Consider the following 24241-nt stretch of genomic DNA (forward strand, 5'->3'; position numbering starts at 1 on the left):
GCGCCCGGCGATTTTTCATTCAGCAAGGAAACGCAGATGGCCAACATCATGATCAGCCAGGACAACGGCGGCAGCCTGCTGTTCTACCTGCCGAAGAAGGACCTGGAAGAAAGGATCGTCTCGCTGGAATTCACCGGCCCGGAAAAATGGGGCGGCGAGCTGCAACTGGCCAACGGCCAGAGCTACTTCATCGATCCGCTCGAGCGGACGCCGAAATTGCCCATGTCGTTTCGCGCCCGCCGGCTTGGCGGCGCGGAAGACTGAACCGTAGAAAACCGCCACGCCGACGCGCCAAAGATTGACCCGCGTCGGCATGCCGCGGCTGCGGCGCACCCTATTCTGCGCCGCACGCCTGAAGGAGAGTTCGCCATGTCCAGCATCAGCAAGGCCGCCGCTCTGCGCATCGCCCTGGCGTCGCGCGCGCTCGGCCTGGAAAACCCGGCCTCGTTCATCGCCGCACTGGGTGGCAAGCTCGGCCTGCCGATCGACGAACACAAGCTCGCCGGACTCACCGTCGAGGATCTGCGCGCGCTGCTGATCGGCGACGAGGAACTGGAGATCGCCACCGACATCGCCGCGCCTGCGCTCAAGCAGGCGGTGCGCTACCTGTGGGGCGAGCAGGACGGCGACGAAGCGCTGCCGGCCGCCAGCAGCGATGAGCTGCCCGGGGGCGCGCACCTGCGGGTCGCCGTGGCTTCCAACAGCCAGGAAATGCTCGACGGCCACTTCGGTTCCTGCCCACGTTTCCTGATCTACGACGTCAGCACCGAGCAGGCGCTGTTGCGCGAACTGCGCAGCACCGCGGCGGCCGATGCCAGCGACGACCGCAACGCCGCGCGCGCCGAACTGATCGGCGACTGCCAGTTGCTCTACGTGCAATCCATCGGCGGTCCGGCGGCGGCCAAGGTGATCCGCGCGGGCGTGCATCCGCTGAAATTCCCCAAGGCGGCACCGGCGCAGGAAGCCCTCGCCAAGCTGCAGGCCGTGCTGCCGGCGCCACCGCCGTGGCTGGCCAAGGTGATGGGTGTGGAAAGCCGCTCGCTGGCACGTTTCGCCGTCGACCTGGAAAGCTGAGGAGTCCGCATGCTCGAAGAAGCCCTGCTCGATAATCTCGCCGCCCAGGCCGCGCAAGCGCCGCTCGACGATGCGCGCCTGGCCGAACTGCGCCTGGCCTTTCCCGGCCTTTCGCTGACCCTGTGCAGTGACAACGACGTGCCGCCGAAGCTGCAGCCGGTCCGCGGCGGCGAGGGATTCAGCCTGTACCTGGTCGATGCCCGCGAGCACTGCGCGAGCCTGACCAACGACGCGCAGAACGCCAGCGGCGTGGTGCTGGCACTGCACGACGACGACTGATCCGCACCCAGGAGTGCTGCCCATGTTCGGCTATCTGAACCCCACCCCCGCGCCCGCCCGGACCCGCCGCGATCCCTTGCTGCTGCTTGCCGGCATCGACCGCCACGGCTCGCTGCAGGGTGCCACCGCGGAGCAGGGCATCGAGCTGGAGCGCGCCGCGGTGATGGTCGAATGGCTGAACAACCTCTCGCCCCTGCCGCTGGTGCACTGCAATGCCGACGGCAGTGCGCGGCTCAGCGAGCACGGCCACCAGGCGCTCGCGCTGCTCGGCGATCGCAGCCACGACTTCAACGCCTTCCTGCAGACCCTGGACAGCCTGAAGGTTCGCTTCGAGGGCTTCCAGCACAGCTACCGCCTGAAAAGGAGATGGGACATGCGCACCAGCGCGAGAAACCAGTTCCTCGGCCGCATCGACGAGATCCGTACCGGGCCGATCAACAGCGAAGTACACCTCGACATCGGCGCCGAACAACCGCTGGTGGCCACCGTCACCCAGGAAAGCATCGCCCGCCTGGGCCTGGAAATCGGCGGCGAAGCGATCGCCCTGATCAAAGCCTCGTGGGTCATCCTGAGCAGCAACGACAGCCTGCGCTGCAGCGCGCGCAACCAGTTCCGCGGCCTGGTGCAGAGCGTGCGCGAAGGGCCTATCAACACCGAGGTCGGCCTGGCGCTGGCCAGCGGGCGAACGCTCACCGCGGTGATCACCCACGAGAGCGCCGACGACATGGAGCTCAACCGCGGACAGATGCTCACCGCGCTGATCAAGGCCTCGCATGTCATCCTCGCCGTCGATGACTGAGCGGGCGGCGCAGCACATGGTCCGACCGCCGCCTCCCGTCGCCGGCCCCGCGCTCGAGGCGGTGCCCGCGCTGGCGCGCTGCGAAAACTGCCCGCACCGCGCCGAACGCTTCGCCGTGGGCCGCTGCACGCCGCAGAACGCCTGCATCCAGGTGCGCAACGGCCGCCTCAACGACGCCTTCCTCAGCCGCAACCCGGAATGCGCCGAAGACTGCCTGCACGACCTGTTCTGGGAACGCCGCGCCATCGCCGTGCGTTATGCGCCGCTGGAGTCGGTCTCCTCGCTGATCAACGACCCCGACGAAGTGGTGCGCCGCGCCGTAGCCAGCCGCCTGCCGGTCGCCGAACTGCCGGCGCTGATCGGCGACCCCGACCGCGAGGTGCGCGTGACCCTGGCCAGCCGCCTGCCGGCCGAACACCTGAGCGCCCTGATCGAGGACAGCGACTACCTGGTACGCCTGCTGGTCGCCCAGCGCCTCCCGCTGGGCGAACTGCGCCGGCTGGCCCATGACAGCGACAGCGAGGTACGCAAGGCGGTGGCTCGGCGGCTGCCGGCGTTTGCCCTGCGCCTGCTGCGCGACGATCCGGAGCCGCAGGTGCGCACCATCGTCGCCAGCCGTGGCCTGCTGGAAACCCGCGTGGGCCTGCTCAACGACCCGGACTGGCTGGTGCGCCTGCGCGCCGCCGTGCGTGTACCCCTGGAATACCTGGCGCCTCTCGCCGACGACCCCGAAGAAGATATCCGCAACCTGGTGGCCCGGCGTCTCGCTGGCGACCCACTGGACAACGATCTGGATGAGGACGATCCATGCAGCAGCTCCTGAGCCCCAGTTGGCCGACCACCGCCGCCCTGGCCGAACGCATCGCCGAAACCCGGCCACGCCCGCACCATGCCGCGCTTCTGGCGACGCTGGCGAAAATGCTGCCGGACCTGGATTTCCAGTACCGCCGCAGTGTCGGCGGCTGGTACCGCAGCGGCGCGGTGCGTAGCCCCGGAGGCAGCCTGCTCAACGCCTCGCTGGAGGACTGGCTGGAGCTGCGCTACCAGCAGCACGACGAGGATTTCGCCGCGGTGCTGCGCGAACTGGTCGAGACGCAGCCGGTGGTGACCCGCCTGAACGGCTGCATCCACTACTTCGTCGCCCAGTACGCGCCGGGCGCCTCGTCGTTCTGGCAGGTCGAGGTCGAGGAGCTGCAGGAAGTCTTCGAGCGTCGCCTGTTGCCCAACGACCCGAACCCCAACGACCTGCAGGACCTGCTCGAACCGCTGCAGCCGGCCTCGATCACCCCGCAGCCGGTGGCGGCGCCGCGCTATCGGCTGTCGCGCCTGGTGGATGTCCGCGTGCTGCTCGACAGTCAGGCCAACGACGATCCGGTCCAGCGCTTCATCCGCGAATGGCAGATCGGCAGCGCCGCCGACCAGCCACTGTGCAAGCACTGGCTGGTGCAGCAACAGGAAAGCCTCGATGTGTTCCACCAGCGTCAGACCCGCCTGCGCATGCTGGCGGTGCGCGAGCGTCCGTTGCAGAGCTTTCCCTGGAGCCTGCACGAGCGCGGCCTGGCGCTGGCCAGCCAACTGCAGGCCTTCGAGCGCCTGGCCGGCTATCGCGGTGCGTGGTACTTCCACCTGATCGCCGGCGCCAGCGTACCGGCCGAGCTGGCCCAGCACCTGCTGGACGACGAGCAGGCCGGCTTCCACTACCTGCCCGATCGCGAAGCCGCACTGCTCAGACGCTGGGTGGAATCACCCTACAGCTGCTGATCCCCATCGCCTGCCCGGCTCCGGGCAGGCGCTCTTCGCGTGTCGCCTCCCTGAAGATGGCTTGTCGGCAATCCCCCGCGGAGCGGCCCGATTGTCGGCTTCGCCACAAAACCGCACATACAAAATCCTTTAAAAACAATCAGATAGTTATGGCATGCCGCTTGCGAGGCTCATCGCATCCAGCCGCAGGTGACCGCCATGCACGCCAAAGACATCGCCCAGTTGCTCGACGAACCCGCTTGCAGCCACAACCACAAGGAGAAATCCGCGTGCGCCAAGCCCAAGCCGGGTGCCACCGACGGCGGCTGCGCCTTCGACGGCGCGCAGATCGCCCTGTTGCCGATCGCCGATGTGGCGCACATCGTCCACGGTCCGATCGCCTGCGCCGGCAGCTCCTGGGATAACCGCGGCACGCGCTCCTCCGGGCCGACGCTGTACCGCATCGGCATGACCACCGACCTCACCGAGCAGGACGTGATCATGGGCCGCGGCGAAAAACGCCTGCTGCACGCGATCCGTCAGGCCGTGGACGAGTTCTCGCCCGCCGCGGTATTCGTCTACAACACCTGCGTCACCGCGCTGATCGGCGACGACGTCGATGCCGTGTGCAAGGCCGCCGCCGGGCATTTCGGCGTGCCTGTGGTGCCGGTGGACGCGGCCGGTTTCTACGGCACCAAGAACATGGGCAACCGCCTGGCCGGCGAGGCGATGTTCAAGTACGTGATCGGCACCGGCGAGCCCCTACCGTTGCCGGCCAGCGCCGAACGCCCCGGCATCCGCGTGCACGACATCAACCTGATCGGCGAATACAACATCGCCGGCGAGTTCTGGCATGTGCTGCCGCTGCTCGACGAGCTCGGCCTGCGGGTGATCTGCACGCTGTCCGGCGACGCGCGTTTCCACGAAGTGCAGGCCATGCACCGCGCCGAGCTGAGCATGGTGGTCTGCGCCAAGGCGCTGCTGAACGTGGCGCGCAAACTGGAGAGCAGCTTCGGCGTGCCCTGGTTCGAGGGCAGCTTCTACGGCGTCAACGACACCTCCGAAGCGCTGCGCACCATCGCCCGCATGCTCGGCGACGAGGACCTAGCGGCCCGCGTCGAAACCCTCATCGCCCGCGAGGAAGCGCGCATCGACCTGGCCCTCGCGCCGTGGCGCGCGCGCCTGGATGGCAAGCGCGTGCTGCTCTACACCGGCGGGGTGAAATCCTGGTCGGTGGTCTCCGCGCTGCAGGACCTGGGCATGACCGTGGTGGCCACCGGCACCAAGAAATCCACCGAGGAAGACAAGCAGCGCATCCGCGAGCTGATGGGCGAGGAGGCACGCATGCTCGACGAGGGCAGCCCGCAGGCGCTGCTCGACTGCATGCGCGACTACCGCGCCGATCTGCTGATCGCCGGCGGCCGCAACATGTACACCGCGCTGAAGGCGCGCCTGCCGTTCCTCGATATCAACCAGGAGCGCGAGTTCGGCTATGCCGGCTACGAAGGCATGCTGGAACTCGCCCGGCAGATCGCGCTGACCCTCGAATCGCCGGTCTGGCAGGCGGTGCGCGAACGCGCGCCCTGGGACCAGCCGGCCACCTTGCACGCGGCGGAGGCCTGAGCCATGGCGCAGATCATTCGTCGCGACAAGGCCCTGGCCGTCAATCCGCTGAAGGTCAGCCAGCCGGTCGGCGCTTCGCTGGCATTCCTCGGCATCCGCAACGCCATCCCGATGATGCACGGCTCGCAGGGCTGCACGGCGTTCGCCAAGGTCTTCCTGGTGCGGCATTTCCGCGAGCCGATCCCGTTGCAGACCAGCGCCATGGACCACGGCAGCGCGGTGATGGGCGCCGACGATAACGTCCTCGAAGGCCTCGCCGGGATCATCGGCAAGCGCAAGCCGGCGCTGGTCGGGCTGCCCACCACCGGGCTTTCGGAAACCCAGGGCACCGATATCCACCGGCTGGTCCGCGAGTTCCGCGCGCAGCACCCTGAGCTGGCGGCGACCCCGGTGATCGCGGTGAACACCCCGGACTACAGCGGTTGCCTGGAAAGCGGCTATGCGCTGGCGGTGGAAGCGATGCTCGATGCGCTGGTGGTCGAGGACCGCAGCCGGGCAGGGCGCCGCCCGCGCCAGGTCAACGTGCTCGCCGGCAGCCTGCTGACCGCCGCGGACATCGAGCAGCTCAAGGAACTGATCGAAGCCTTCGGCCTGACCCCGGTGGTGCTGCCGGACCTCGCCGATGCGCTGGACGGCCACCTGACCGACGCGCAGTTCACCCCGTTCAGCGTCGGCGGTACGCCGGTGGAGGCCTTCGCCACGCTGGGTGAAGCGGCGCTGACGCTGGTCATCGGCCGCTCGCTGGGCAAGGCCGCGGACATTCTCGCCGCGCGCACCGGCGTACCCGACCGGCGCTTCGACAGCCTGATGGGCCTGCAGCGCGTCGATGCGCTGGTGGACTGCCTGCGCCAGCTCAGCGGCCAACCGGTGCCGGCAAGCCTCGAGCGCCAGCGCGCGCAGTTGCAAGACTGCATGGTCGACACCCACTTCATGCTCGGTTATGCGCGCTACGCCATCGCCGCCGATCCGGACCTGCTGTTCGCCCTCGCCGACCTGGTCGCCTCCATGGGTGGCGAAACCGTTGCCGCGGTGGCGCCGGCGCAGGCACCGATCCTCGCCGAGCTGGCCTGCGCGCAGGTGAAGATCGGCGACCTGCAGGATCTGGAGAAACTCGCCGCCGAAGGCCACGCGCAGCTGCTGCTGGCCAACTCCCACGCCGCACAGAGCGCCGAACGCCTGGACATCCCGCTGCAACGCGCCGGCTGGCCGTTGTACGACCGCATCGGCGGGCAGATGCAGCTGTGGATCGGCTACCGCGGCACCCGGCAGACGCTGTGCAACCTGGCCAACCTGATGCTTGGCGAAATCCACAAGCACGAGGTCCAGCCCTATCGCTCGATCTACGCGGTGCGCCCGGCCGACGACAGTCCGGCGCACGCACCGCAGGTGCCGCAGCCATGCGCCACCTGAAACTGGTAACGCTTCGAGGAGGAAACCGCATGTCCTTGCGCATCGCGTTCGCCAGCTCCGACCGGCAGCTGATCGATCAGCACTTCGGCGCCGCCGAGGCATTCGCCATCTACGCCTTCGAGCCGCCCGTCACGCGTCTGGTGGAAGTCGCCGAGTTCAGCGAGACGGACGTATTGATGGACGGCCACGAAGGAAAGCTGGCAAGCAAGATCGAGCTGCTCGGCGGCTGCGCGGCGGTGTACTGCGTGGCGGTCGGCGGCTCGGCGATCAAGCAGTTGCTGGCCGCCGGCATCCAGCCGATGAAGGTCGAGGAGGGCAGCGCCATCGACGACTGCCTGCGCGAGCTGATCGACGCCACCCAGACCGATGCCGCGCCCGTGTGGCTGCGCAAGGCGCTGCACGGCGAGCGTGACGAGAAGCGCTTCGACGCCTTGCTCAACGAGGCCTGGCAGGAATGATCGAGACCCGCGCCCGCGTCGTCCGTGATGCCCACGGCCAATTGCGCATGCATGGCGAAACGCCCGCCGCCTGTGGCGCCTGCCAGGTACGCGGCAGCTGCGCCGGCAACGATGACGCACTGGACATCGCCCCGGACGACGGGCTCTGCGACGGACAGAGCGTGATCCTCTCGGTCCGCGAGGCCGACCTGCTGCGTGCCAGTTTCTATGCCTACGGGGTGCCCAGCCTGAGCGTGGTGGTCGGTGCGATGGTCGGCTCGCTGTACGGCGATTTCGCCGCCATCGGCGGCGCGCTGCTCGGTCTCTGCGCGGGCCTCGGCCTGACGCACCTGCTCGGCAGCCGCCAACCCCTGCTGGTCAGCCAGCACCTCGACGATTCCCCCCCAGACAGCGGAGAACACCCATGAGCCAGGCAGTCGCCGAACTTCAGCAGGACGAGATCTTCAAGCGCGAGATGGTCAAGCAGATGCGCGCCATCGACAGCTACGGCACCTACGACAGTTGGTCCGACGCGCGCGTGCTCGAGCCCTTCGTGGTCACCAAGGCCCAGCGTCGCGAGATGCCGGTGATCGGCGACCCGGACGAGATCGTGGTGGCGCGGATCAAGGCCTTCTACAACGCCATCGCCACCCTCATCGAACGCCAGTGCAAGCTGATGGCGGTGCCGCTGATCAACCTCAGCCACGAAGGCTTCGGCCGCGTGCTGATCACCGTCGGCAAGCTGGTGGTGTTCGAGCGCACCCTGCGCGACGTGCACCGCTTCGGCTTCGAGACCTTGGAAGCGATGGAAGCCGAAGCCACCAAGCACATCGACGCGGCACTGGCGATGATCGAGCGCTTCCCCGACGTCGCCGGCCTGTAAGGAGAGCCACCACATGGAACCGACCGATAGCCAGGCGCTGGACAAAGAAGTGCGCAAGCTCAAGCGCATCGCCAGCGAATGGGCCGGGCAGCTGCACGATCTGGTCGAGGATCGCCTGCCCGCCGCCTACGAGGAGATACCCCGCATCGCGCAATCCACCTATGACGCCTGCAAGGCGTGGGCGGATGCCAGTGCACGTTTGCAACAACTTGCCGAGGAGGCATCCCGATGAACATTACCGGCCTAACCCGAGGCGGCCAGAGCTGGACGCCGGCCTTCGTCGTCAGCGTCGACCAGAGCACCTGCATCGGCTGCGGGCGCTGCTTCAAGGTCTGCCCGCGTGACGTGTTCGAGCTGATCGAACTGGACGACGAAGACCTCGACGACGTGCGCAGCGTGATGACCCTGGGCAACGAACTGGATTGCATCGGCTGCGGCTCCTGCAGTCGCGTCTGCCCGAAGAACTGCCATAGCCACGAAGCCATGCCCAGCGCCGGCTGACCTGGCTCCCGCCACATCAAGGAGTACCGCCATGCGTGGACCTCAAGGACAGGCCTGCCGTTTGCCGAGCAATCTGCGCAGTACCCTCACCCTGCTCATCCAGCGCCTGCGCCAGAGCGCGCAGGGCTTTCGCCAGGATGCGCTGCCGGCGCACGTCGACCCGGATTACCTGGCCTTCGTGCGCGTCACCGACCCGGTGAACGGCCGCTCGGGTTATCAGGGCTACTGGCGCGACAAGGCCGAACGGCTGCAGCTGGAGGTGTTGTTCAACAGCGACGGCAGCTACTACGCCGAACTCGACCTCGACGTGCAGCACCCGCAGGACCCGCGCTGGTTCGTCGAATCGCTCACCGCCTGGGGCCGCGACGGCCAGGTGAAGATCGACCCGCGGCTGTGGCCGACGCTGTAGGCGCCGAACGCAGGATGGGCCGGACGGCGATCCGCCTCGAAAGTCCGGCGGGCCGAAGCCATCCTGCGCGGCGGGAAAACCGTAGGATAGGTTGAGCGCAGCGATACCCATCAAGCGTCCTGATGGGTATCCTCGCTAGGCTCCTCGACCCATCCTACTGACTGCAGCGGATCGCCGTCCGGTCAGTGAAAAACGCCCTCCACAGCTGCGACCATCCGCTGCATTTCCCCTCTGTAGCAAATCCAACAAAGCGTTGTCGGCGTCCCCTTCCAAACAGCCTCGGCGCCTTTTCTCCGTAAGTCCCTCTCTTTAAAAACAACCACTTAGGCACAAAAACCGGTTTGGCACAGGCCGTGCTCTGTCCCTCCTGTCATCTCATGAAGATTCTGGAGGTCAACCGTGATCAACCTCACAGCCCAAGCCGAGCAAGCCATCCACCGATTCATCCAGGGTGCCGAAGGGCAAGTCGCCGGTCTGCGCGTCGCGGTGGCCGGCGGTGGCTGCTCCGGCCTGCAGTACGCCCTGCGCCTGGAGTCGAGCCAGGAAGAAGACGACCTGGTGCTGACCATCGGCAGCGTCACCCTGCTGGTCGATCCCCTCAGCGTTCCGTCACTGGACGGCTGCAACATCGACTTCGTCGACAGCCTGGCCGGCAGCGGCTTCCAGTTCAGCAACCCCAATGCCAAGACCCAGTGCGGTTGCGGCAAGTCATTCGCCGCCTGAGAGGAAAACCGTCATGTGGGATTACTCGGATAAGGTCAAAGAGCACTTCTTCAGCCCGCGCAATGCCGGCGCGCTGGAAGGCGCGAACGGTGTCGGCGACGTCGGCTCGATTTCCTGCGGCGACGCCTTGCGCCTGATGCTCAAGGTCGATCCTGAAAGCGAAGTGATCCAGGACGCCAGCTTCCAGACGTTCGGCTGCGGCTCGGCCATCGCCTCGTCCTCCGCGCTCACCGAAATCATCAAGGGCAAGACCCTCGACGAAGCGCTGAAGGTCAGCAACCAGGACATCGCCGACTACCTCGACGGCCTGCCGCCGGAAAAGATGCACTGCTCGGTGATGGGCCGCGAAGCCCTGCAGGCCGCGGTGGCCAACTACCGCGGTGAAGTCTGGAGCGACGACCACGAGGAAGGCGCGCTGGTGTGCAAATGCTTCGCGGTGGACGCGGTGCTGATCGAGGACACCATCCGCGCCAACAAGCTGACCACCGTCGAGGAGGTCACCAACTACACCAAGGCCGGCGGCAGCTGCGCCGCCTGCCACGAAGGGATCGAGGAGATCCTGATCAAGGTGCTCGCCGAAACCGGCGTGGCCTTCGACCCGACCGCCACCCCGGCAGCGGTGGAGGTCGCGCCGGCGCAGATGAACACCCTGCAGCGTATCCGCCGCATCGAACAGGTGATCCAGGCCGTGCGCCCGCAACTGCAGCGCGACCATGGCGACATCGAACTGGTCGACGTGGATGGCAAGACCGTTTACGTGAACATGATCGGCGCCTGCTCCGGCTGCCAGATGGAATCGCTGACCCTCAACGGTATCCAGCAGAAGCTGATGGAAGAGCTGGGGGAGTTCATTCGCGTGGTACCGACCCGCGCCGGTTCGCTGACCCGCGCCATGGGGAACTAGACGATGGAAACCATCTACCTCGACAACAACGCCACCACCCGCGTCGATCCGCTGGTGGTCGACGCCATGCTGCCGTACTTCACCGAGCAGTTCGGCAACCCGTCGTCGCTGCACAGCTTCGGCAACCGCGTAGGCCTGGCGCTGAAGAAGGCACGCATGCAGGTGCAGGCGCTGCTCGGCGCGGCGCACGACACCGAGGTCATCTTCACCTCCTGCGGCACCGAGAGCGACTCCACCGCGATCCTGTCGGCGCTGCGTGCACAGCCGGAGCGCCGCGAGATCATCACCACGGTGGTCGAGCACCCGGCGATCCTCGCGCTCTGCGAGCATCTGGAGAAAGAGGGCTACGTGATCCACCGCCTGAAGGTCGACGGCAAGGGCCGCCTGGACCTCGACGAATACCGCGGACTGCTCAGCGAGCGTGTCGCCATCGTCAGCGTGATGTGGGCGAACAACGAGACCGGCACCTACTTCCCGGTGAAGGAAATGGCCGAGCTGGCGCACACCGCCGGGGTGATGTTCCACACCGACGCCGTGCAGGCGGTGGGCAAGATTCCGCTGGAACTGGCCGACAGCAAGATCGACATGCTCTCCGCGTCCGGCCACAAGCTGCACGCGCCCAAGGGCATCGGCGTGCTCTACCTGCGCCGCGGCAGCCGTTTCCGTCCGCTGCTGCGCGGTGGCCATCAGGAACGCGGCCGGCGCGCCGGCACCGAGAACAGCGCGGCCATCGTCGCCCTCGGCCAGGCCGCGGAGATGGCGCTGGCGTCGATGGAGCACGAAAACACCGAAGTGCGCCGCCTGCGCGACAAGCTGGAGGCCGGCGTACTGGCGCAGGTCAGCCACGCCTTCGTCACCGGCGACCCGGATAACCGCCTGCCGAATACCGCCAACATCGCCTTCGAATACATCGAGGGCGAGGCGATCCTGCTGTTGCTGAACAAGTTCGGCATCGCCGCTTCCAGCGGTTCAGCCTGCACCTCGGGCTCGCTGGAACCGTCCCACGTGATGCGCGCGATGGGCATTCCCTACACCGCGGCCCACGGCACCGTGCGCTTCTCGCTGTCGCGCTACACCACCGAAGCGGAAATCGACCGCGTCATCGAGGTGGTGCCGCAGGTGGTCGCGCAGTTGCGCAAGCTGTCGCCGTACTGGAACGACCTCGGGCCCGTGGCCGACCCGCAACAGGCCTTCGCACCGGTCTACGCCTGAGGAATACGCGATGAAAGGCGAGTCAGCGGCAGTCATCATCGACGACACCACGCTGCGCGACGGCGAGCAGTCCGCCGGCGTGGCCTTCAGCCTGGAAGAGAAGCTGGCGATCGCCCGCGGGCTCGACCAGCTCGGCGTACCGGAACTGGAAATCGGCATTCCGGCAATGGGCGAGGAGGAGTGCGACAGCATTCGCGCAGTGGCCGCGCTCGGCCTGCAGGCCGATCTACTGGTGTGGTGCCGGATGCATGCCGGCGACCTGATCGCCTGCCGCAACCTGCCGGTGCAGATGGTCGACCTGTCGATCCCGGTTTCCGACCTGCACATCCACAAGAAACTCGGCCGCGACCGTGCCTGGGTGCTGCGCCAGATCGAGTACCTGGTTCCGCTGGCGCTGGATTCCGGCTGGCGCGTCCTGGTTGGCTGCGAGGATGCCTCGCGGGCCGATCCGGACTTCCTCGCCGAGGTGGCCGAAGCCGCGCAACGTGCCGGCGCCCAGCGCCTGCGCTTCGCCGACACCCTCGGCATCCTCGAGCCTTTCGGCGTCTACCAGCGTATCGCCCAGCTGCGCAGCGTCTGCGACCTCGAACTGGAGATGCACGCCCACGACGACCTCGGCCTGGCCACGTCGAACAGCCTGGCGGCGGTAAAAGCCGGCGCCGGCCACGTCAACACCACGGTCAACGGCCTCGGCGAACGCGCTGGCAACGCCGCGCTGGAAGAAGTCGCCGTCGGCCTGATGACGCTCTACGGCGTCGATTGCGGCCTCGATCTGACGGCCTTCCCGGCACTTTCTCAGCAGGTTGCCCAGGCCGCCGGCCGGCCGGTCGGCTGGCAGAAGAGCCTGGTGGGCGAGGGCGTGTTCACCCACGAGGCCGGCATCCATGTCGACGGCCTGCTCAAGGACCCGCTGATCTATCAGGGCCTCGATCCCGCGCTGATCGGCCGCGAACACCGCCTGGTGCTCGGCAAGCATTCCGGCAGCCGCTCGGTCCAGGCCAGCTTCGCCCGCATCGGCATCGAACTGTCGCTGAACGACGCCGGCCTGTTGCTGCCGGCGATCCGTGCGCTGGCGGTGCGCTGCAAGCGCGCGCCCCGTGACGAGGAACTGCTCGCCCTGCATGCGCTGTGCAATCCGCCCGCGCTTTCGCCCTCGCAAGGAGATGCCCATGTCCGCACCAACTGACGCCGCACCGTCACTCTGGCAGCTGATGCGCGACGACATCGCCTGCGTCTTCCAGCGCGATCCGGCCGCGCGTTCGCGCTGGGAGGTGCTGACCACCTATCCCGGCGTGCACGCGGTGCTGCTGTACCGCCTCGCGCATCGTCTGTGGCGGCTGGAACTGGCCTACCCGGCACGACTGCTGAGCTTCGTCGCGCGGCTGTGGAGCAACGTCGACATACACCCCGGCGCGCGCATCGGGCTGCGTTTCTTCATTGATCACGGCGCCGGCGTGGTGATCGGCGAAACGGCCGAAATCGGTGACGACGTGACCCTCTACCATGGCGTCACCCTGGGCGGCACCACCTGGAACAAGGGCAAGCGCCACCCGACCCTCGGCAATGGCGTGGTGGTTGGCGCCGGCGCGAAGGTGCTCGGACCGATCACCCTCGGCGACCGGGTGCGCGTCGGCGCCAACTCGGTGGTGGTGCACAGCGTCGGCGCGGATCGCACCGTGGTCGGAATCCCCGGCAAGGAAGTGGTGTCGCTGAAAACCGTGGTCAATGGCGAGGAGGGCATCAACCTCGATCACCACCTGATTCCCGACCCGGTGGGCAAGCTCATCGCCACGCTGATCCAGCGCCTGGAGCGTCTCGAGGGTGCGCCCGAGTTGCCGGCCATCGTCGCAGAGGAAGAGCCCGCGGCGGTCGTACAGAACGATCTGCACACCTTCGCCGGCGATACGCTGGCACCGCTTTCCGGCGCGGTCGGCCGGCTGCTGGAGAAGGCCGCGATTCTCTACCCGCAGATGGAAGCCGAAAACCTACTGCTGGAAGCCTGGGCGCTGGCCTCCGATCATCCCCAGGTACTTGGCGCGCTGTATCGCTTCTACTTCTATCGCCATCGCCTCGACGACGCACTGGGCGTTGCCGAACACACCCTGCGCACCAGTGCCGCCCAGGCCCGCCTGAACACCGACTGGAAGAGCCTTCAGCCTACGGATTTCGCTGGCCCGCAGAGCGACATGCATCGCCTCTACCTGCTCGCTCTGAAGGCCTGCGCCTACCTCGAATTGCGCCTCGGACGCTGCGCGTCGGCCAAGCAGCGGCTGGAGGCACTTTGCCGGCTCGACCCCGAGAACAGCCTGGGCGGCGCCTACCTGCTGAGCCTGGCCGATCTTTCCGATTTCGACTGCACATCAAACGCCGCCTGATGGGAGCACCGCCATGAGCTACCTGGAAAACTCGTTACGTGAACTCGAAGGCGCCGAGGAATTCCTCGAGTTCTTCGCCATCCCCTTCGACAGCCGCATCGTTCAGGTCTACCGCCTGCACATCCTGCAGCGCTTCCACGACTACCTGAGCCGCCTCACGCTGCCGGAGGAGGAAGCCGAACGCCACGCCCTCTACCGCGAACAGCTGAGCAAGGCCTACGCCGACTTCATCAACTCCTCGGCTCAGGCCGAACGAGCGCTCAAGGTGTTCAAGGAGGCCACACCCGGCTTCGTCGCCCTCGGCGAAATCACCCGGGGCTGAACGCCATGCAACCCTCTTACGAATACGGCGACCGCGTGCGGCTGATCCGCAACGTGCGCAACGACGGCACCTATCCGGGCATTCCTACCGGTACGCTGCTGATGCGTCGCGGCGAAGTCGGCCACGTGCTCAATGTTGGCACCTTCCTCCAGGACCAGTTGATCTACACCGTGCATTTCCTCGGCACGGACAGGCGGATCGGCTGCCGCGAGGAAGAACTGGTCGACGCCGATCTGCCGTGGATGCCGAGCCGCTACGAGACCCGCGAGAAGGTCAGCGCGGCGATCCCGCTTTCGGTGAATGGCGAGGTCCTGGTGCCGCAGGGCAGCGTGGGTGAAGTGTTCAAGGTTGTCCGCGAGTTCGAGCGCGGCCAGCCGTTCTATCACGTGCAGTTCCCCGGACGCCTGTTGATGGTGCCGGAGTCGGCACTGAATGACGCAAGCGGGGAGGAGGCTGGCCGATGACCGCGATCGATCAGGAAAACCTGGCGTACATGACTCTCAAGAGCGTACAGGCGCGCTTCGATTGCGAGCCGGCGCAGCTCACTGAGAGCCAGAAACACGAGGCGCAGCAGCATGCGCAGCGCCAGTACCGGATAGAAACGGCCGTACTCGCCTCGCCCATGGCGCAGGACGTCCACGTGCCCGCCTCGACGGTGGAGGATGCCTTCGCGCGGATTCGCCAGCGCTATGAGGCGGAGGCCGACTTCCTCGAGGGGCTGGAGCGCGCCGGGCTCGGCGAGGCGGGGCTGCGCCGCGCACTGCTCTGGGAGTTGCGGGTGGAAGCGGTGATGGATCGCGTGGCACAGAACGCCAAGCAGATCGATCCGGTGGACGAGGAACTGTTCTACCTCAATCACCTCGATCGCTTCCATCTGCCGGAGCGACGCAAGGTGCGGCACATCCTCATCACCATCAATGACCAGTTCGCCGACAACCACCACGATGCCGCGCTGAAGCGCATCCGCCAGATCGCCGAGCAATTGAAGCGCCACCCGCGGCGTTTCTCCCAGCTCGCCCAACGCTATTCGGAATGCCCAACGGCAATGAACGGCGGGCTGCTCGGGGAGATGCCCCGGGGCAAGCTCTACCCGGAACTCGACCAGGTGCTCTTCAACCTCGCCAGAGGCCAGATCAGCGGACCGCTGCGATCTCCGATAGGCTTTCATCTGCTGTCGTGCGACTCGATCAGCCAGGCCAAGAGAATGCGCTTCGCCGAGGCTCGCCCGAGCATCCACGAGCTCCTCGATACGCGGGTGCGGCGCGCCACCCAACGCGACTGGATCAGGTCGCTGTTCGCCTAGTCACACGGGGAATTGCCAGAGTGGGCGCCGCGCGTTGATGTAGAATCGCCACCCCTCTGGCTTTTCCGGACAGTACCGACGTGGCCACCCGCAAACTCATCGTTCTCGACCGCGACGGCGTCATCAACGAAGACTCCGATGCCTTCATCAAGACCCTGGATGAATGGATTCCACTGCCGGGTTCCATCGAGGCGATCGCGCGCCTTTCCCGCACTGGCTGGCAGGTCTGCATAGCCACCAATCAGTCCGGCCTGGCCCGGGGCCTGTTCGACGCCGCCACCCTGGACTCGATGCACGCTCGTCTACGCGAGTTGGTGGCCGGGCAGGGCGGGCGGATCGAACTCATCCTTTACTGCCCGCATGGGCCGAACGACGGTTGCGAGTGCCGCAAGCCGAAGCCCGGCATGTTCCGGCAGATCGCCGATCACTACGGCTATTCCGACCTCGCCGGTGTGCCTGCCGTGGGTGATTCGCTGCGCGATCTGCAGGCGGGCGCGGCGCTCGGCGCGACGCCCTATCTGGTTCGCACCGGCAAGGGCACGGTTACCTTGGAAAGGCCGCTGCCGCCCGGCACACTGGTCTTCGCCGATCTTTCATCCGTCGCCAGACACCTGCTCAACGAGTGATTCGATGTCGCCATTGCAAACCCTCAGAACCCTTCTGTTCTACGTTCTCCTCGCCAGCAGCGCCTGTATCTGGTGCACCGTCAGCTTCTTCGTAGCGCCCTTCCTGCCGTTTCGCGCGCGTTACCGTTTCGTAGTGCGCAACTGGTGCCGCAGCGCCGTCTGGCTGACCAAGACCATCGTCGGCATCCGCTATGAAATCAAAGGGTTGGAAAATATCCCGGAGCGCCCTTGCGTGATCCTGGCCAAGCACCAGAGCACCTGGGAAACCTTCTTCCTTTCCGGTTTCTTCGAGCCGCTGTCGCAGGTACTCAAGCGCGAACTGCTGTATGTGCCGTTCTTCGGCTGGGCGATGGCCATGCTCAAACCCATCGCAATCGACCGCAGCAATCCGAAGGCCGCCCTCAAGCAGATGGCCAGCGTCGGCGCCGAACGTATCAAGCAGGGTGCCTGGATTCTGGTGTTTCCCGAGGGCACGCGCGTGCCGTTCGGCCAGATCGGCAAGTTCTCCCGTGGCGGCACTGCGCTGGCGGTGAACGCCAACCTGCCGGTGCTGCCCATTGCGCACAACGCCGGCGCCTTCTGGCCGAAGAATGGCTGGGCCAAATATCCAGGCACCATCCAGGTGGTGATCGGTGCGCCGATGTACGCCGAAACCACCGGTCCGCGCGCGATAGCCGAACTCAACGACCGCGCCTTCGCCTGGGTCGAGCGCACCCAACGTGAAATCGGCGCTCTGGAAGACGGCGCGGTGCCCCTGGATATCGCGGCACTCTGATCGATCGCCAATCGGCGCCCATAAAAAAACCGGTCGAATGACCGGTTTTTTTATGCGGGCAGAACGATCAGACGTCCAGGTTCGAGACCGCCAGGGCGTTGGTTTCGATGAAGTCGCGGCGCGGCTCCACGGCATCGCCCATCAGGGTGTTGAAGATCTGGTCGGCGGCGATGGCGTCTTCGATGGTGACCTGCAGCATGCGCCGCACGTTCGGGTCCATCGTGGTTTCCCACAGCTGGTCCGGGTTCATTTCGCCGAGGCCTTTGTAGCGCTGGATGCTGTGACGCTTGGTGCTCTCGGTCATCAGCCATCCAAGCGCTTCCTTGAAGGTCGACACCGGCTTCTTGCGCTCGCCGCGCTGCACGTAGGCATCTTCTTCGAGCAGGCTGTTCAACTGATCGCCGAGCTGGGTAACGGTGCGATAGTCGTTGCTGGCGAAGAAATCGCGATTGAAGGTGATGTAGTTGCTCAGACCATGAGCGACCACTTCGACCTCAGGCAACCAAAGTTGGCGTTCGCGGTCTTCGCGCAAGCTGAGCGTATAGCTGAGGCCCGACTTCTCGATCAGCTTCAGGCGCGCCTGGAACAGCTCCAGCCAGGTCTGCATGGCGGCGTGATCAGCGAGCTGTTCGGGCTCAACCCGCGGCAGATAGACAAAGTGCTCGGTCAACTCCTGCGGATACAGGCGCGACAGGCGACTCAGGGTCTTCATCACCGTGCGGTAATCGTTGACCAGCTTCTCCAACGCGGAACCGGAAAGACCCGGCGCCTGTTCGTTGACATGCAGGCTGGCGTCTTCGAGGGCGGACTGGGTCATGTATTCCTGCATGGCCTCGTCGTCCTTGATGTACTGCTCCTGCTTGCCGCGCTTGACCTTGTACAGCGGCGGCTGGGCGATATAGACGTAGCCCCGCTCGATCAACTCGGGCAACTGACGGAAGAAGAACGTCAGCAGCAACGTGCGGATGTGCGAACCGTCAACGTCGGCATCGGTCATGATGATGATGTTGTGGTAACGCAGCTTCTCGATGTTGTATTCCTCGCGGCCGATGCCACAGCCCAGCGCAGTGATCAGTGTGCCGACCTCCTGCGAGGAGAGCATCTTGTCGAAACGCGCTTTCTCGACGTTGAGGATCTTGCCCTTGAGCGGCAGGATCGCCTGGGTCTTGCGGTTACGCCCCTGCTTCGCAGAGCCGCCCGCGGAGTCCCCTTCCACGATGTACAGTTCGGACAGTGCCGGGTCTTTTTCCTGGCAGTCGGCCAGTTTGCCCGGCAGTCCGGCGATATCCAGAGCGCCCTTGCGGCGTGTCATTTCGCGCGCCTTGCGGGCAGCCTCACGAGCCCGTGCAGCATCGATCATCTTGCCGACGACCGCTTTGGCTTCGTTCGGGTTCTCGATGAGGAAGTCGGCGAAGTACTTGCCCATTTCCTGTTCGACGGCGGTCTTCACCTCGGACGAAACCAGCTTGTCCTTGGTTTGCGAGCTGAACTTCGGATCAGGAACCTTCACCGAGATGATAGCCGTAAGGCCTTCGCGCGCATCGTCGCCGGTGGTGGCGATTTTGTGCTTCTTGGCCAGGCCTTCCTGCTCGATATAGCTGTTCAGGTTGCGCGTCAGTGCCGAACGGAAACCGGCCAGGTGAGTGCCGCCGTCACGTTGCGGAATGTTGTTGGTGAAGCAGAGCAGGTTCTCGTTGAAGCTGTCGTTCCACTGCAAGGCCACTTCTACGCCAACGCCATCGTCGCGTTGTACGTTGAAATGGAAGACCTGATTGACCGCGGTCTTGTTGGTATTCAGGTATTCGACGAAGGCACGCAGCCCGCCTTCGTACTTGAACAACTCTTCCTTGCCGCTGCGCTCGTCCCGCAGAACGATGGCTACGCCCGAGTTGAGGAACGAAAGCTCGCGCAGGCGCTTGGCGAGGATTTCCCAGACGAAATGGATATTATTGAAGGTCTCGGCGGATGCCTTGAAATGCACCTCGGTGCCTGTGCCCTCGGTGGTGCCGACAGGCGCGAGTGGCGCTTGAGGCACGCCATGGCGGTAGAGCTGCTCCCACACCTGGCCTGCGCGACGGATGGTCAGACGCAGCTCTTCGGACAGCGCGTTCACCACTGAAACACCCACGCCATGGAGGCCGCCGGACACCTTGTAGGAGTTGTCATCGAACTTACCGCCGGCGTGTAGCACGGTCATGATGACCTCAGCAGCGGACACACCTTCTTCCTTGTGCATGTCGACCGGAATGCCGCGACCGTTGTCCCGAACCGTGATCGACTCATCCAGATGGATGGTGATGGAAATTTCGGAGCAATGGCCGGCCAGTGCTTCGTCGATGGAGTTGTCGACGACTTCGAACACCATGTGGTGCAGCCCCGTGCCGTCATCGGTATCGCCGATGTACATGCCCGGGCGCTTGCGTACGGCGTCCAGTCCTTTGAGGACCTTGATACTGGAGGAGTCGTACGTGTTGTTCTCGCTCATGCTTCACTCCGAAGGTGTGATTTGGCCATGTTCCACGTGGAACATGGCGACTGGCGTATCCGCGTGCCAGCCATCTTTCAATAATTCGTGATCCACGCAGGTGATGAATACCTGACAGTGCAAATCTTCCAACAGCCGACACAATGCGCGTCGGTGATGTTCATCCAGCTCGGACGGCAAATCGTCCACCAGATAGATGCATTGGCCGCGCTTGGTTCGATTAACGAGATGCCCTTGGGCAATCCGCAGTGCGCAGACGACCAATTTCTGCTGGCCTCGGGACAGGATATCTGCCGCGCTATGAGCGCCTAAACGAAGCCGCAAGTCAGCACGTTGAGGTCCCGACTGCGTATGACCGATCTGCTGATCGCGGGACAACGATGTGGAAAGCACTTCCTCAAGAGAACGCTCTTTATCCCATCCCCGGAAATAGCTCAGGGTCAGTCCCTGCAGATCTACCAGCTCGCGCAGCGTCGCCTCGAACTCGGGCTTCAACGCCTGGATATAGGCGCGCCGATAACCATCGATTTCATCGCTAGCCAGATACAGCTCACGGTCCCACGAGGCCTGTAAAGCACCGTCAAGTGTACCATGGCGCAACCAGGAGTTCCGTTGCCGCAGTGCCTTCTGCAGGCGCTGCCAAGCTCCCAAGAAGCGGGGTTCCACGTGGAACACTCCCCAATCCAGAAACTGTCGACGGATTTTTGGAGCACCTTCGAGCAAGCGGAAGCTGTCTGGATTGATCAATTGGAGAGGCAGCGTCTCCGCTAGCTGTGAAGCACTTCGGACGCTCTGCCCATCGATGCGTATCTGCAACTCGCCCTGTCGATCGCGACTGATACCCAGATTGCTGGTTCCATCGGGCAGCAGCACCTGTCCGAATACCGTGCAGGCGGGATGTTCGTACTGAATAACCGGCTGCAATCGATTGCTGCGAAATGATCGGGCCAGGCCCAGCAAATGGATGGCCTCGAGCAAGCTGGTCTTGCCGCTGCCATTGGCGCCATGGAGGATGTTGATACGGGGGGAGGGAGAGAGTGTCACCGGGTGCAAATTGCGCACCGCGGTGACAGTGACGCGACTTAAGGACATTGAGCGTTACAGGCGCATCGGCATGACGACATAGGCAGACTCGTCGTTCTCAGCTTCCTGCACCAGGGCGCTGCTGTTGGAATCGGAAAGAATCAAACGAACCTGATCGGTAGTCATCACGCCCAGCACGTCCAGCAGATAGCTAACGTTGAAGCCAATCTCGAGACCGGCACCGGTGTAGTCGACGGCTACTTCCTCTTCCGCTTCTTCCTGCTCGGGGTTGTTGGCCTGAATCTTCAGCGTGCCACTCGCCAGCAGGAGTCGAATACCCCGGTACTTTTCGTTGGAGAGAATCGCGGTGCGGCTGAACGCTTCGCGCAGGACCTGCCGGTCGCCCACCACCAGTTTGTCGCCACCTTTAGGCAGCACGCGCTCGTAGTCGGGGAATTTGCCGTCGACGAGTTTAGAGGTGAAGGTGAAGTCACCCGTGGTCGCGCGGATATGGTGCTGGCCCAGCACGATCGCAACCTCGCCATCCTGCTCGGTCAACAGGCGGGCCAACTCCAGGATACCTTTGCGGGGAACGATCACCTGGTGACGGTCCGCCTGTTCGATGCCGGCGGTCATCGAGCACATGGCCAGCCGGTGGCCGTCAGTGGCGACCGCACGAAGCACGTTGGCGCTGACTTCCAGCAGCATCCCGTTCAGGTAGTACCGAACATCCTGCTGCGCCATGGCAAAGCTGGTCCGCTCGATGAGTCGACGCAGCTTCGCCTGTGGCAAGGTGAAGTTCAGCGAGCCCGGACCTTCCTCGACCGTCGGGAAGTCATTGGCCGGCAGGGTGGACAAGGTGAAGCGGCTGCGGCCCGCCTTGACGACCAGCTTCTGTTCATCCAGCCGCACGTCGATCAGCGCATCGCTGGGAAGGCTCTTGCAGATATCCATCAGCTTGCGTGCGGGAACGGTGATTTCGCCGGGCTCGGCGATGTCTTCCAGGGCGACGCGACCGACCAGTTCGACTTCCAAGTCCGTGCCGGTAAGGGAGAGATTCTGTCCCTCCACGACCAGCAGGACGTTGGAAAGAACCGGCAGGGTCTGCCGACGTTCCACGACGCCAGCAACCAGTTGCAGGGGTTTCAACAGGGCTTCGCGCTGAATAGTGAAGTGCATGGTCCGTTCCCTTGCCTCGTAGGCTGCGTGTGGATCAGGTAGTCAATGTGCGCAGCAGATTCTTGTAGTCCTCGCGGATGTCCGCGTCGGATTCCCTCAGTTCAGCAATCTTACGACAGGCATGCAGCACTGTGGTGTGATCGCGACCGCCGAATGCATCGCCGATTTCCGGCAGGCTGTGGTTGGTCAGTTCCTTGGACAGCGCCATCGCCACCTGCCGGGGCCTGGCGACCGATCGGGAACGCCGTTTCGACAGCATGTCGGCGATCTTGATCTGGTAGTAATCGGCGGCGGTGCGCTGGATGTTGTCGATGCTGACCAGCTTGTCCTGCAAGGCCAGCAGATCCTTCAGCGACTCGCGGATCAGCTCGATGGTGATATCACGGCCCATGAAGTGGGCGTGGGCGATGACACGCTTCAGCGCGCCTTCGAGTTCACGAACATTCGAGCGAATCCGTTGCGCGATGAAGAATGCCGCATCGTGCGGCAGATCGACCTTCGCCTGGTCGGCCTTCTTCATCAGGATCGCCACGCGCGTCTCCAGCTCCGGCGGCTCCACGGCTACCGTCAGCCCCCAGCCGAAACGCGATTTCAAGCGCTCTTCCAGCCCGTCTATCTCCTTCGGATAGCGGTCACTGGTGAGGATAACCTGCTGGCCACCTTCAAGTAAGGCATTGAAAGTATGGAAGAATTCCTCCTGTGAGCGTTCTTTCTTGGCGAAGAACTGGATGTCATCGATGAGCAGCGCATCGACGGAGCGGTAGAACCGCTTGAACTCGTTGATCGCGTTCAGCTGCAGTGCCTTCACCATGTCCGCGACGAAACGCTCCGAGTGCAGGTAGACCACCTTCGCGTTCGGGTTCTTCTTCAGCAGATGGTTGCCGACCGCATGCATCAGGTGAGTCTTGCCCAGACCGACGCCACCATAAAGGAACAACGGGTTGTAACCGTGCTTGGGGTTGTCGGCTACCTGCCACGCCGCTGCTCGTGCCAGCTGGTTGGACTTGCCTTCCACGAAATTCTCGAAAGTGAAGGTCCGGTTCAGGTAACTGGTGTGCTTGAGCGCGCCCTCTACCTGCACCGTCCGCTCGGTACGAACCGCAGGGGCCGAGTTGCTCGCCACAGGCTCAGGGGCGTAGATCGGCGCCGAAACGACATCCGCTACCTGGCTGGCCTGCTGAACGGGCTCGGGCGGCGGCGCGACGGCCGCCGAAAGGGGCGCGTTAGGCGCCGGGCGCGAAGCCGCGCTGCGCTTGCTGCCTATAAGAAGGGACAGTGCCGGTGCGATTCCAGCGCCGCGCTCCCCGAGCAGTTCGAGCAGTCGTCCGAGGTACTTCTCGTTGACCCAGTCCAGAACGAACCGGTTCGGCGCATAGACGCGTAACTCCTCGCCTTCTGCCTCGACCTGCAGCGGCCGTATCCAGGTGTTGAATTGCTGGGCCGGCAGCTCATCGCGAAGTATTTCCACGCATTGCTGCCAAAGTTCAACGGACACAGACGACCCCACAGAGTGTGAAAAAGCGACGAAAAATCAGCCGGCATTGTACGGGGCTGGTGGGCGGTTATCCACATTGCCCGACATGGGGAAATAGTTCGAGAGGTCGTGCACGCAGATTATGAACAGACAAAATCCACACGTTTCGTTGTGGATAAAGTGCCAATAACATCCGTAAGAACCCGTGGGAAAACCTGTCGTTAACCTTACCTGTGGAAAACTCGTCCAGTTGTCCAGAGCCTCTACACATCCCAGACACATCCACAGCACGTTTTCATCACAATGTTGTAATCGGCTGCAGGCAGCAGCTGGTCCGGCCTTCAGGGCTTTTCCACAGAAAACAGGCTCACCATTAGTAGTCATATTCACCAAAGAGCTTATCTATTCTTCTCTTTATATTTCTCTGGAACGAAAAGCGTTGGTTGGAAATTGACCTGTCCGTTCGGTTTCACTAGAATTGCCGGTCTCTTAAACGGGGGCCACTCCCGGCCCGTAGTGAGCACCAGGTAGAAGCATCATGAAACGCACCTTCCAGCCCAGCACCATCAAGCGCGCTCGTGTCCACGGTTTCCGTGCCCGCATGGCCACCAAGAACGGTCGTCAAGTCCTGTCGCGTCGCCGCGCCAAGGGCCGTAAGCGTCTGACCGTCTAATAATCCGGCACG

At 64.5% G+C, this 24241-nt stretch carries 28 protein-coding genes and 1 pseudogene; 25 read left to right on the forward strand and 4 right to left on the reverse strand.

The window, feature by feature from the left end:
- The first annotated feature begins 36 nt into the window (after positions 1–36).
- The 24 genes and pseudogenes from nifT (at position 37) to BLV15_RS19710 (ending at position 17395) form a co-directional block, all read left to right on the forward strand.
- Entirely contained in the window at positions 37–264 is a 228-nt protein-coding gene (nifT, locus tag BLV15_RS19595) for a putative nitrogen fixation protein NifT (RefSeq protein WP_090231404.1), read from the forward strand.
- A gap of 105 nt (positions 265–369) precedes the next feature.
- The gene (locus BLV15_RS19600) at positions 370–1074 is read left to right on the forward strand and encodes a dinitrogenase iron-molybdenum cofactor biosynthesis protein (protein WP_090231405.1); all 705 of its coding nucleotides are present in this window, start codon (positions 370–372) and stop codon (positions 1072–1074) included.
- Between the two features lie 9 nt (positions 1075–1083).
- Positions 1084–1353, forward strand: coding sequence for a DUF6129 family protein (locus BLV15_RS19605; protein WP_090231406.1), 270 nt, complete (start codon positions 1084–1086; stop codon positions 1351–1353).
- 22 nt (positions 1354–1375) lie between these two features.
- Positions 1376–2152, forward strand: a complete 777-nt coding sequence (locus BLV15_RS19610; RefSeq protein WP_090231407.1) for a TOBE domain-containing protein — start codon at positions 1376–1378, stop codon at positions 2150–2152.
- A 16-nt stretch (positions 2153–2168) separates the two neighbouring features.
- Positions 2169–2975 (forward strand): 4Fe4S-binding leucine-rich repeat protein, encoded by an 807-nt coding sequence (locus BLV15_RS19615; protein WP_090231408.1) that lies wholly within the window; start codon positions 2169–2171, stop codon positions 2973–2975.
- Positions 2960–3913, forward strand: a complete 954-nt coding sequence (locus BLV15_RS19620) for a hypothetical protein (protein WP_090231409.1) — start codon at positions 2960–2962, stop codon at positions 3911–3913. The genes BLV15_RS19615 and BLV15_RS19620 overlap by 16 nt, the downstream gene beginning before the upstream one ends.
- Positions 3914–4111: 198 nt before the next feature.
- Positions 4112–5515 (forward strand): nitrogenase iron-molybdenum cofactor biosynthesis protein NifE, encoded by a 1404-nt coding sequence (gene nifE / locus BLV15_RS19625; RefSeq protein WP_090231410.1) that lies wholly within the window; start codon positions 4112–4114, stop codon positions 5513–5515.
- A gap of 3 nt (positions 5516–5518) precedes the next feature.
- Positions 5519–6925, forward strand: a complete 1407-nt coding sequence (gene nifN / locus BLV15_RS19630) for a nitrogenase iron-molybdenum cofactor biosynthesis protein NifN (protein WP_090231411.1) — start codon at positions 5519–5521, stop codon at positions 6923–6925.
- Positions 6926–6954: 29 nt separating this feature from the next.
- Positions 6955–7383 (forward strand): NifB/NifX family molybdenum-iron cluster-binding protein, encoded by a 429-nt coding sequence (locus BLV15_RS19635; protein WP_090231412.1) that lies wholly within the window; start codon positions 6955–6957, stop codon positions 7381–7383.
- A complete protein-coding gene (locus BLV15_RS19640) occupies positions 7380–7790 on the forward strand; it encodes a SoxR reducing system RseC family protein (RefSeq protein ID WP_090231413.1) in 411 nt (136 codons plus the stop codon). The genes BLV15_RS19635 and BLV15_RS19640 overlap by 4 nt, the downstream gene beginning before the upstream one ends.
- Entirely contained in the window at positions 7787–8245 is a 459-nt protein-coding gene (locus tag BLV15_RS19645) for a NifX-associated nitrogen fixation protein (RefSeq protein ID WP_090231414.1), read from the forward strand. Before BLV15_RS19640 ends, BLV15_RS19645 begins: the two co-directional genes overlap by 4 nt.
- A gap of 13 nt (positions 8246–8258) precedes the next feature.
- Positions 8259–8477, forward strand: a complete 219-nt coding sequence (locus BLV15_RS19650) for a CCE_0567 family metalloprotein (protein ID WP_090231415.1) — start codon at positions 8259–8261, stop codon at positions 8475–8477.
- The gene (gene fdxB, locus BLV15_RS19655) at positions 8474–8746 is read left to right on the forward strand and encodes a ferredoxin III, nif-specific (protein ID WP_090231416.1); all 273 of its coding nucleotides are present in this window, start codon (positions 8474–8476) and stop codon (positions 8744–8746) included. The genes BLV15_RS19650 and fdxB overlap by 4 nt, the downstream gene beginning before the upstream one ends.
- A gap of 31 nt (positions 8747–8777) precedes the next feature.
- A complete protein-coding gene (locus BLV15_RS19660) occupies positions 8778–9155 on the forward strand; it encodes a hypothetical protein (protein WP_090231417.1) in 378 nt (125 codons plus the stop codon).
- A 399-nt stretch (positions 9156–9554) separates the two neighbouring features.
- On the forward strand, positions 9555–9878 hold the full coding sequence (locus BLV15_RS19665) for a HesB/IscA family protein (RefSeq protein ID WP_090231418.1): 324 nt from the start codon (positions 9555–9557) through the stop codon (positions 9876–9878).
- Between the two features lie 13 nt (positions 9879–9891).
- Positions 9892–10782, forward strand: a complete 891-nt coding sequence (gene nifU / locus BLV15_RS19670) for a Fe-S cluster assembly protein NifU (protein WP_090231419.1) — start codon at positions 9892–9894, stop codon at positions 10780–10782.
- A 3-nt stretch (positions 10783–10785) separates the two neighbouring features.
- Positions 10786–11994, forward strand: coding sequence for a cysteine desulfurase NifS (nifS, locus tag BLV15_RS19675; protein WP_090231420.1), 1209 nt, complete (start codon positions 10786–10788; stop codon positions 11992–11994).
- A gap of 10 nt (positions 11995–12004) precedes the next feature.
- Complete coding sequence (nifV, locus tag BLV15_RS19680) at positions 12005–13180, forward strand: homocitrate synthase (RefSeq protein ID WP_090231421.1); 1176 nt, start codon at positions 12005–12007, stop codon at positions 13178–13180.
- Positions 13164–13877: pseudogene (gene cysE / locus BLV15_RS22365) on the forward strand (serine O-acetyltransferase); the annotation flags it as partial. The gene nifV and the pseudogene cysE, both read left to right, overlap by 17 nt.
- A 505-nt stretch (positions 13878–14382) precedes the next feature.
- Positions 14383–14691: a nitrogenase-stabilizing/protective protein NifW gene (nifW, locus tag BLV15_RS19690; protein ID WP_090231422.1), complete on the forward strand. Its 309-nt coding sequence runs from the start codon at positions 14383–14385 to the stop codon at positions 14689–14691.
- Between the two features lie 5 nt (positions 14692–14696).
- Complete coding sequence (locus BLV15_RS19695; protein ID WP_090231423.1) at positions 14697–15155, forward strand: nitrogen fixation protein NifZ; 459 nt, start codon at positions 14697–14699, stop codon at positions 15153–15155.
- Complete coding sequence (gene nifM, locus BLV15_RS19700; RefSeq protein ID WP_090231424.1) at positions 15152–15994, forward strand: nitrogen fixation protein NifM; 843 nt, start codon at positions 15152–15154, stop codon at positions 15992–15994. Before BLV15_RS19695 ends, nifM begins: the two co-directional genes overlap by 4 nt.
- 80 nt (positions 15995–16074) lie before the next feature.
- Positions 16075–16620: a D-glycero-beta-D-manno-heptose 1,7-bisphosphate 7-phosphatase gene (gmhB, locus tag BLV15_RS19705; protein WP_090231425.1), complete on the forward strand. Its 546-nt coding sequence runs from the start codon at positions 16075–16077 to the stop codon at positions 16618–16620.
- A 4-nt stretch (positions 16621–16624) separates the two neighbouring features.
- Positions 16625–17395: a lysophospholipid acyltransferase family protein gene (locus BLV15_RS19710; RefSeq protein WP_090231426.1), complete on the forward strand. Its 771-nt coding sequence runs from the start codon at positions 16625–16627 to the stop codon at positions 17393–17395.
- A 67-nt stretch (positions 17396–17462) separates the two neighbouring features.
- Here the strand turns inward: BLV15_RS19710 and gyrB are convergent, their stop codons facing one another.
- Genes gyrB through dnaA form a run of 4 tightly spaced genes read right to left on the reverse strand, consistent with a single transcriptional unit; the run spans position 17463 to position 23577 of the window.
- Positions 17463–19880 carry a DNA topoisomerase (ATP-hydrolyzing) subunit B gene (gene gyrB / locus BLV15_RS19715; protein ID WP_090231427.1) on the reverse strand — a complete coding sequence of 806 codons (2418 nt, stop codon included), beginning with the start codon at positions 19878–19880 and terminating at the stop codon, positions 17463–17465.
- Positions 19881–19883: 3 nt separating this feature from the next.
- A complete protein-coding gene (gene recF, locus BLV15_RS19720; RefSeq protein ID WP_090231428.1) occupies positions 19884–20972 on the reverse strand; it encodes a DNA replication/repair protein RecF in 1089 nt (362 codons plus the stop codon).
- A gap of 6 nt (positions 20973–20978) precedes the next feature.
- Positions 20979–22082, reverse strand: coding sequence for a DNA polymerase III subunit beta (dnaN, locus tag BLV15_RS19725; protein ID WP_090231429.1), 1104 nt, complete (start codon positions 22080–22082; stop codon positions 20979–20981).
- Positions 22083–22116: 34 nt separating this feature from the next.
- Positions 22117–23577 carry a chromosomal replication initiator protein DnaA gene (gene dnaA / locus BLV15_RS19730; protein ID WP_090231430.1) on the reverse strand — a complete coding sequence of 487 codons (1461 nt, stop codon included), beginning with the start codon at positions 23575–23577 and terminating at the stop codon, positions 22117–22119.
- A gap of 517 nt (positions 23578–24094) precedes the next feature.
- Here dnaA and rpmH point away from each other — a divergent pair.
- Positions 24095–24229, forward strand: a complete 135-nt coding sequence (gene rpmH / locus BLV15_RS19735; protein ID WP_090231431.1) for a 50S ribosomal protein L34 — start codon at positions 24095–24097, stop codon at positions 24227–24229.
- Positions 24230–24241 lie beyond the last annotated feature (12 nt).

Origin of the sequence: Pseudomonas kuykendallii (assembly GCF_900106975.1) — a bacterium.
GTDB classification, from domain to species: Bacteria; Pseudomonadota; Gammaproteobacteria; order Pseudomonadales; family Pseudomonadaceae; genus Pseudomonas_O; species Pseudomonas_O kuykendallii.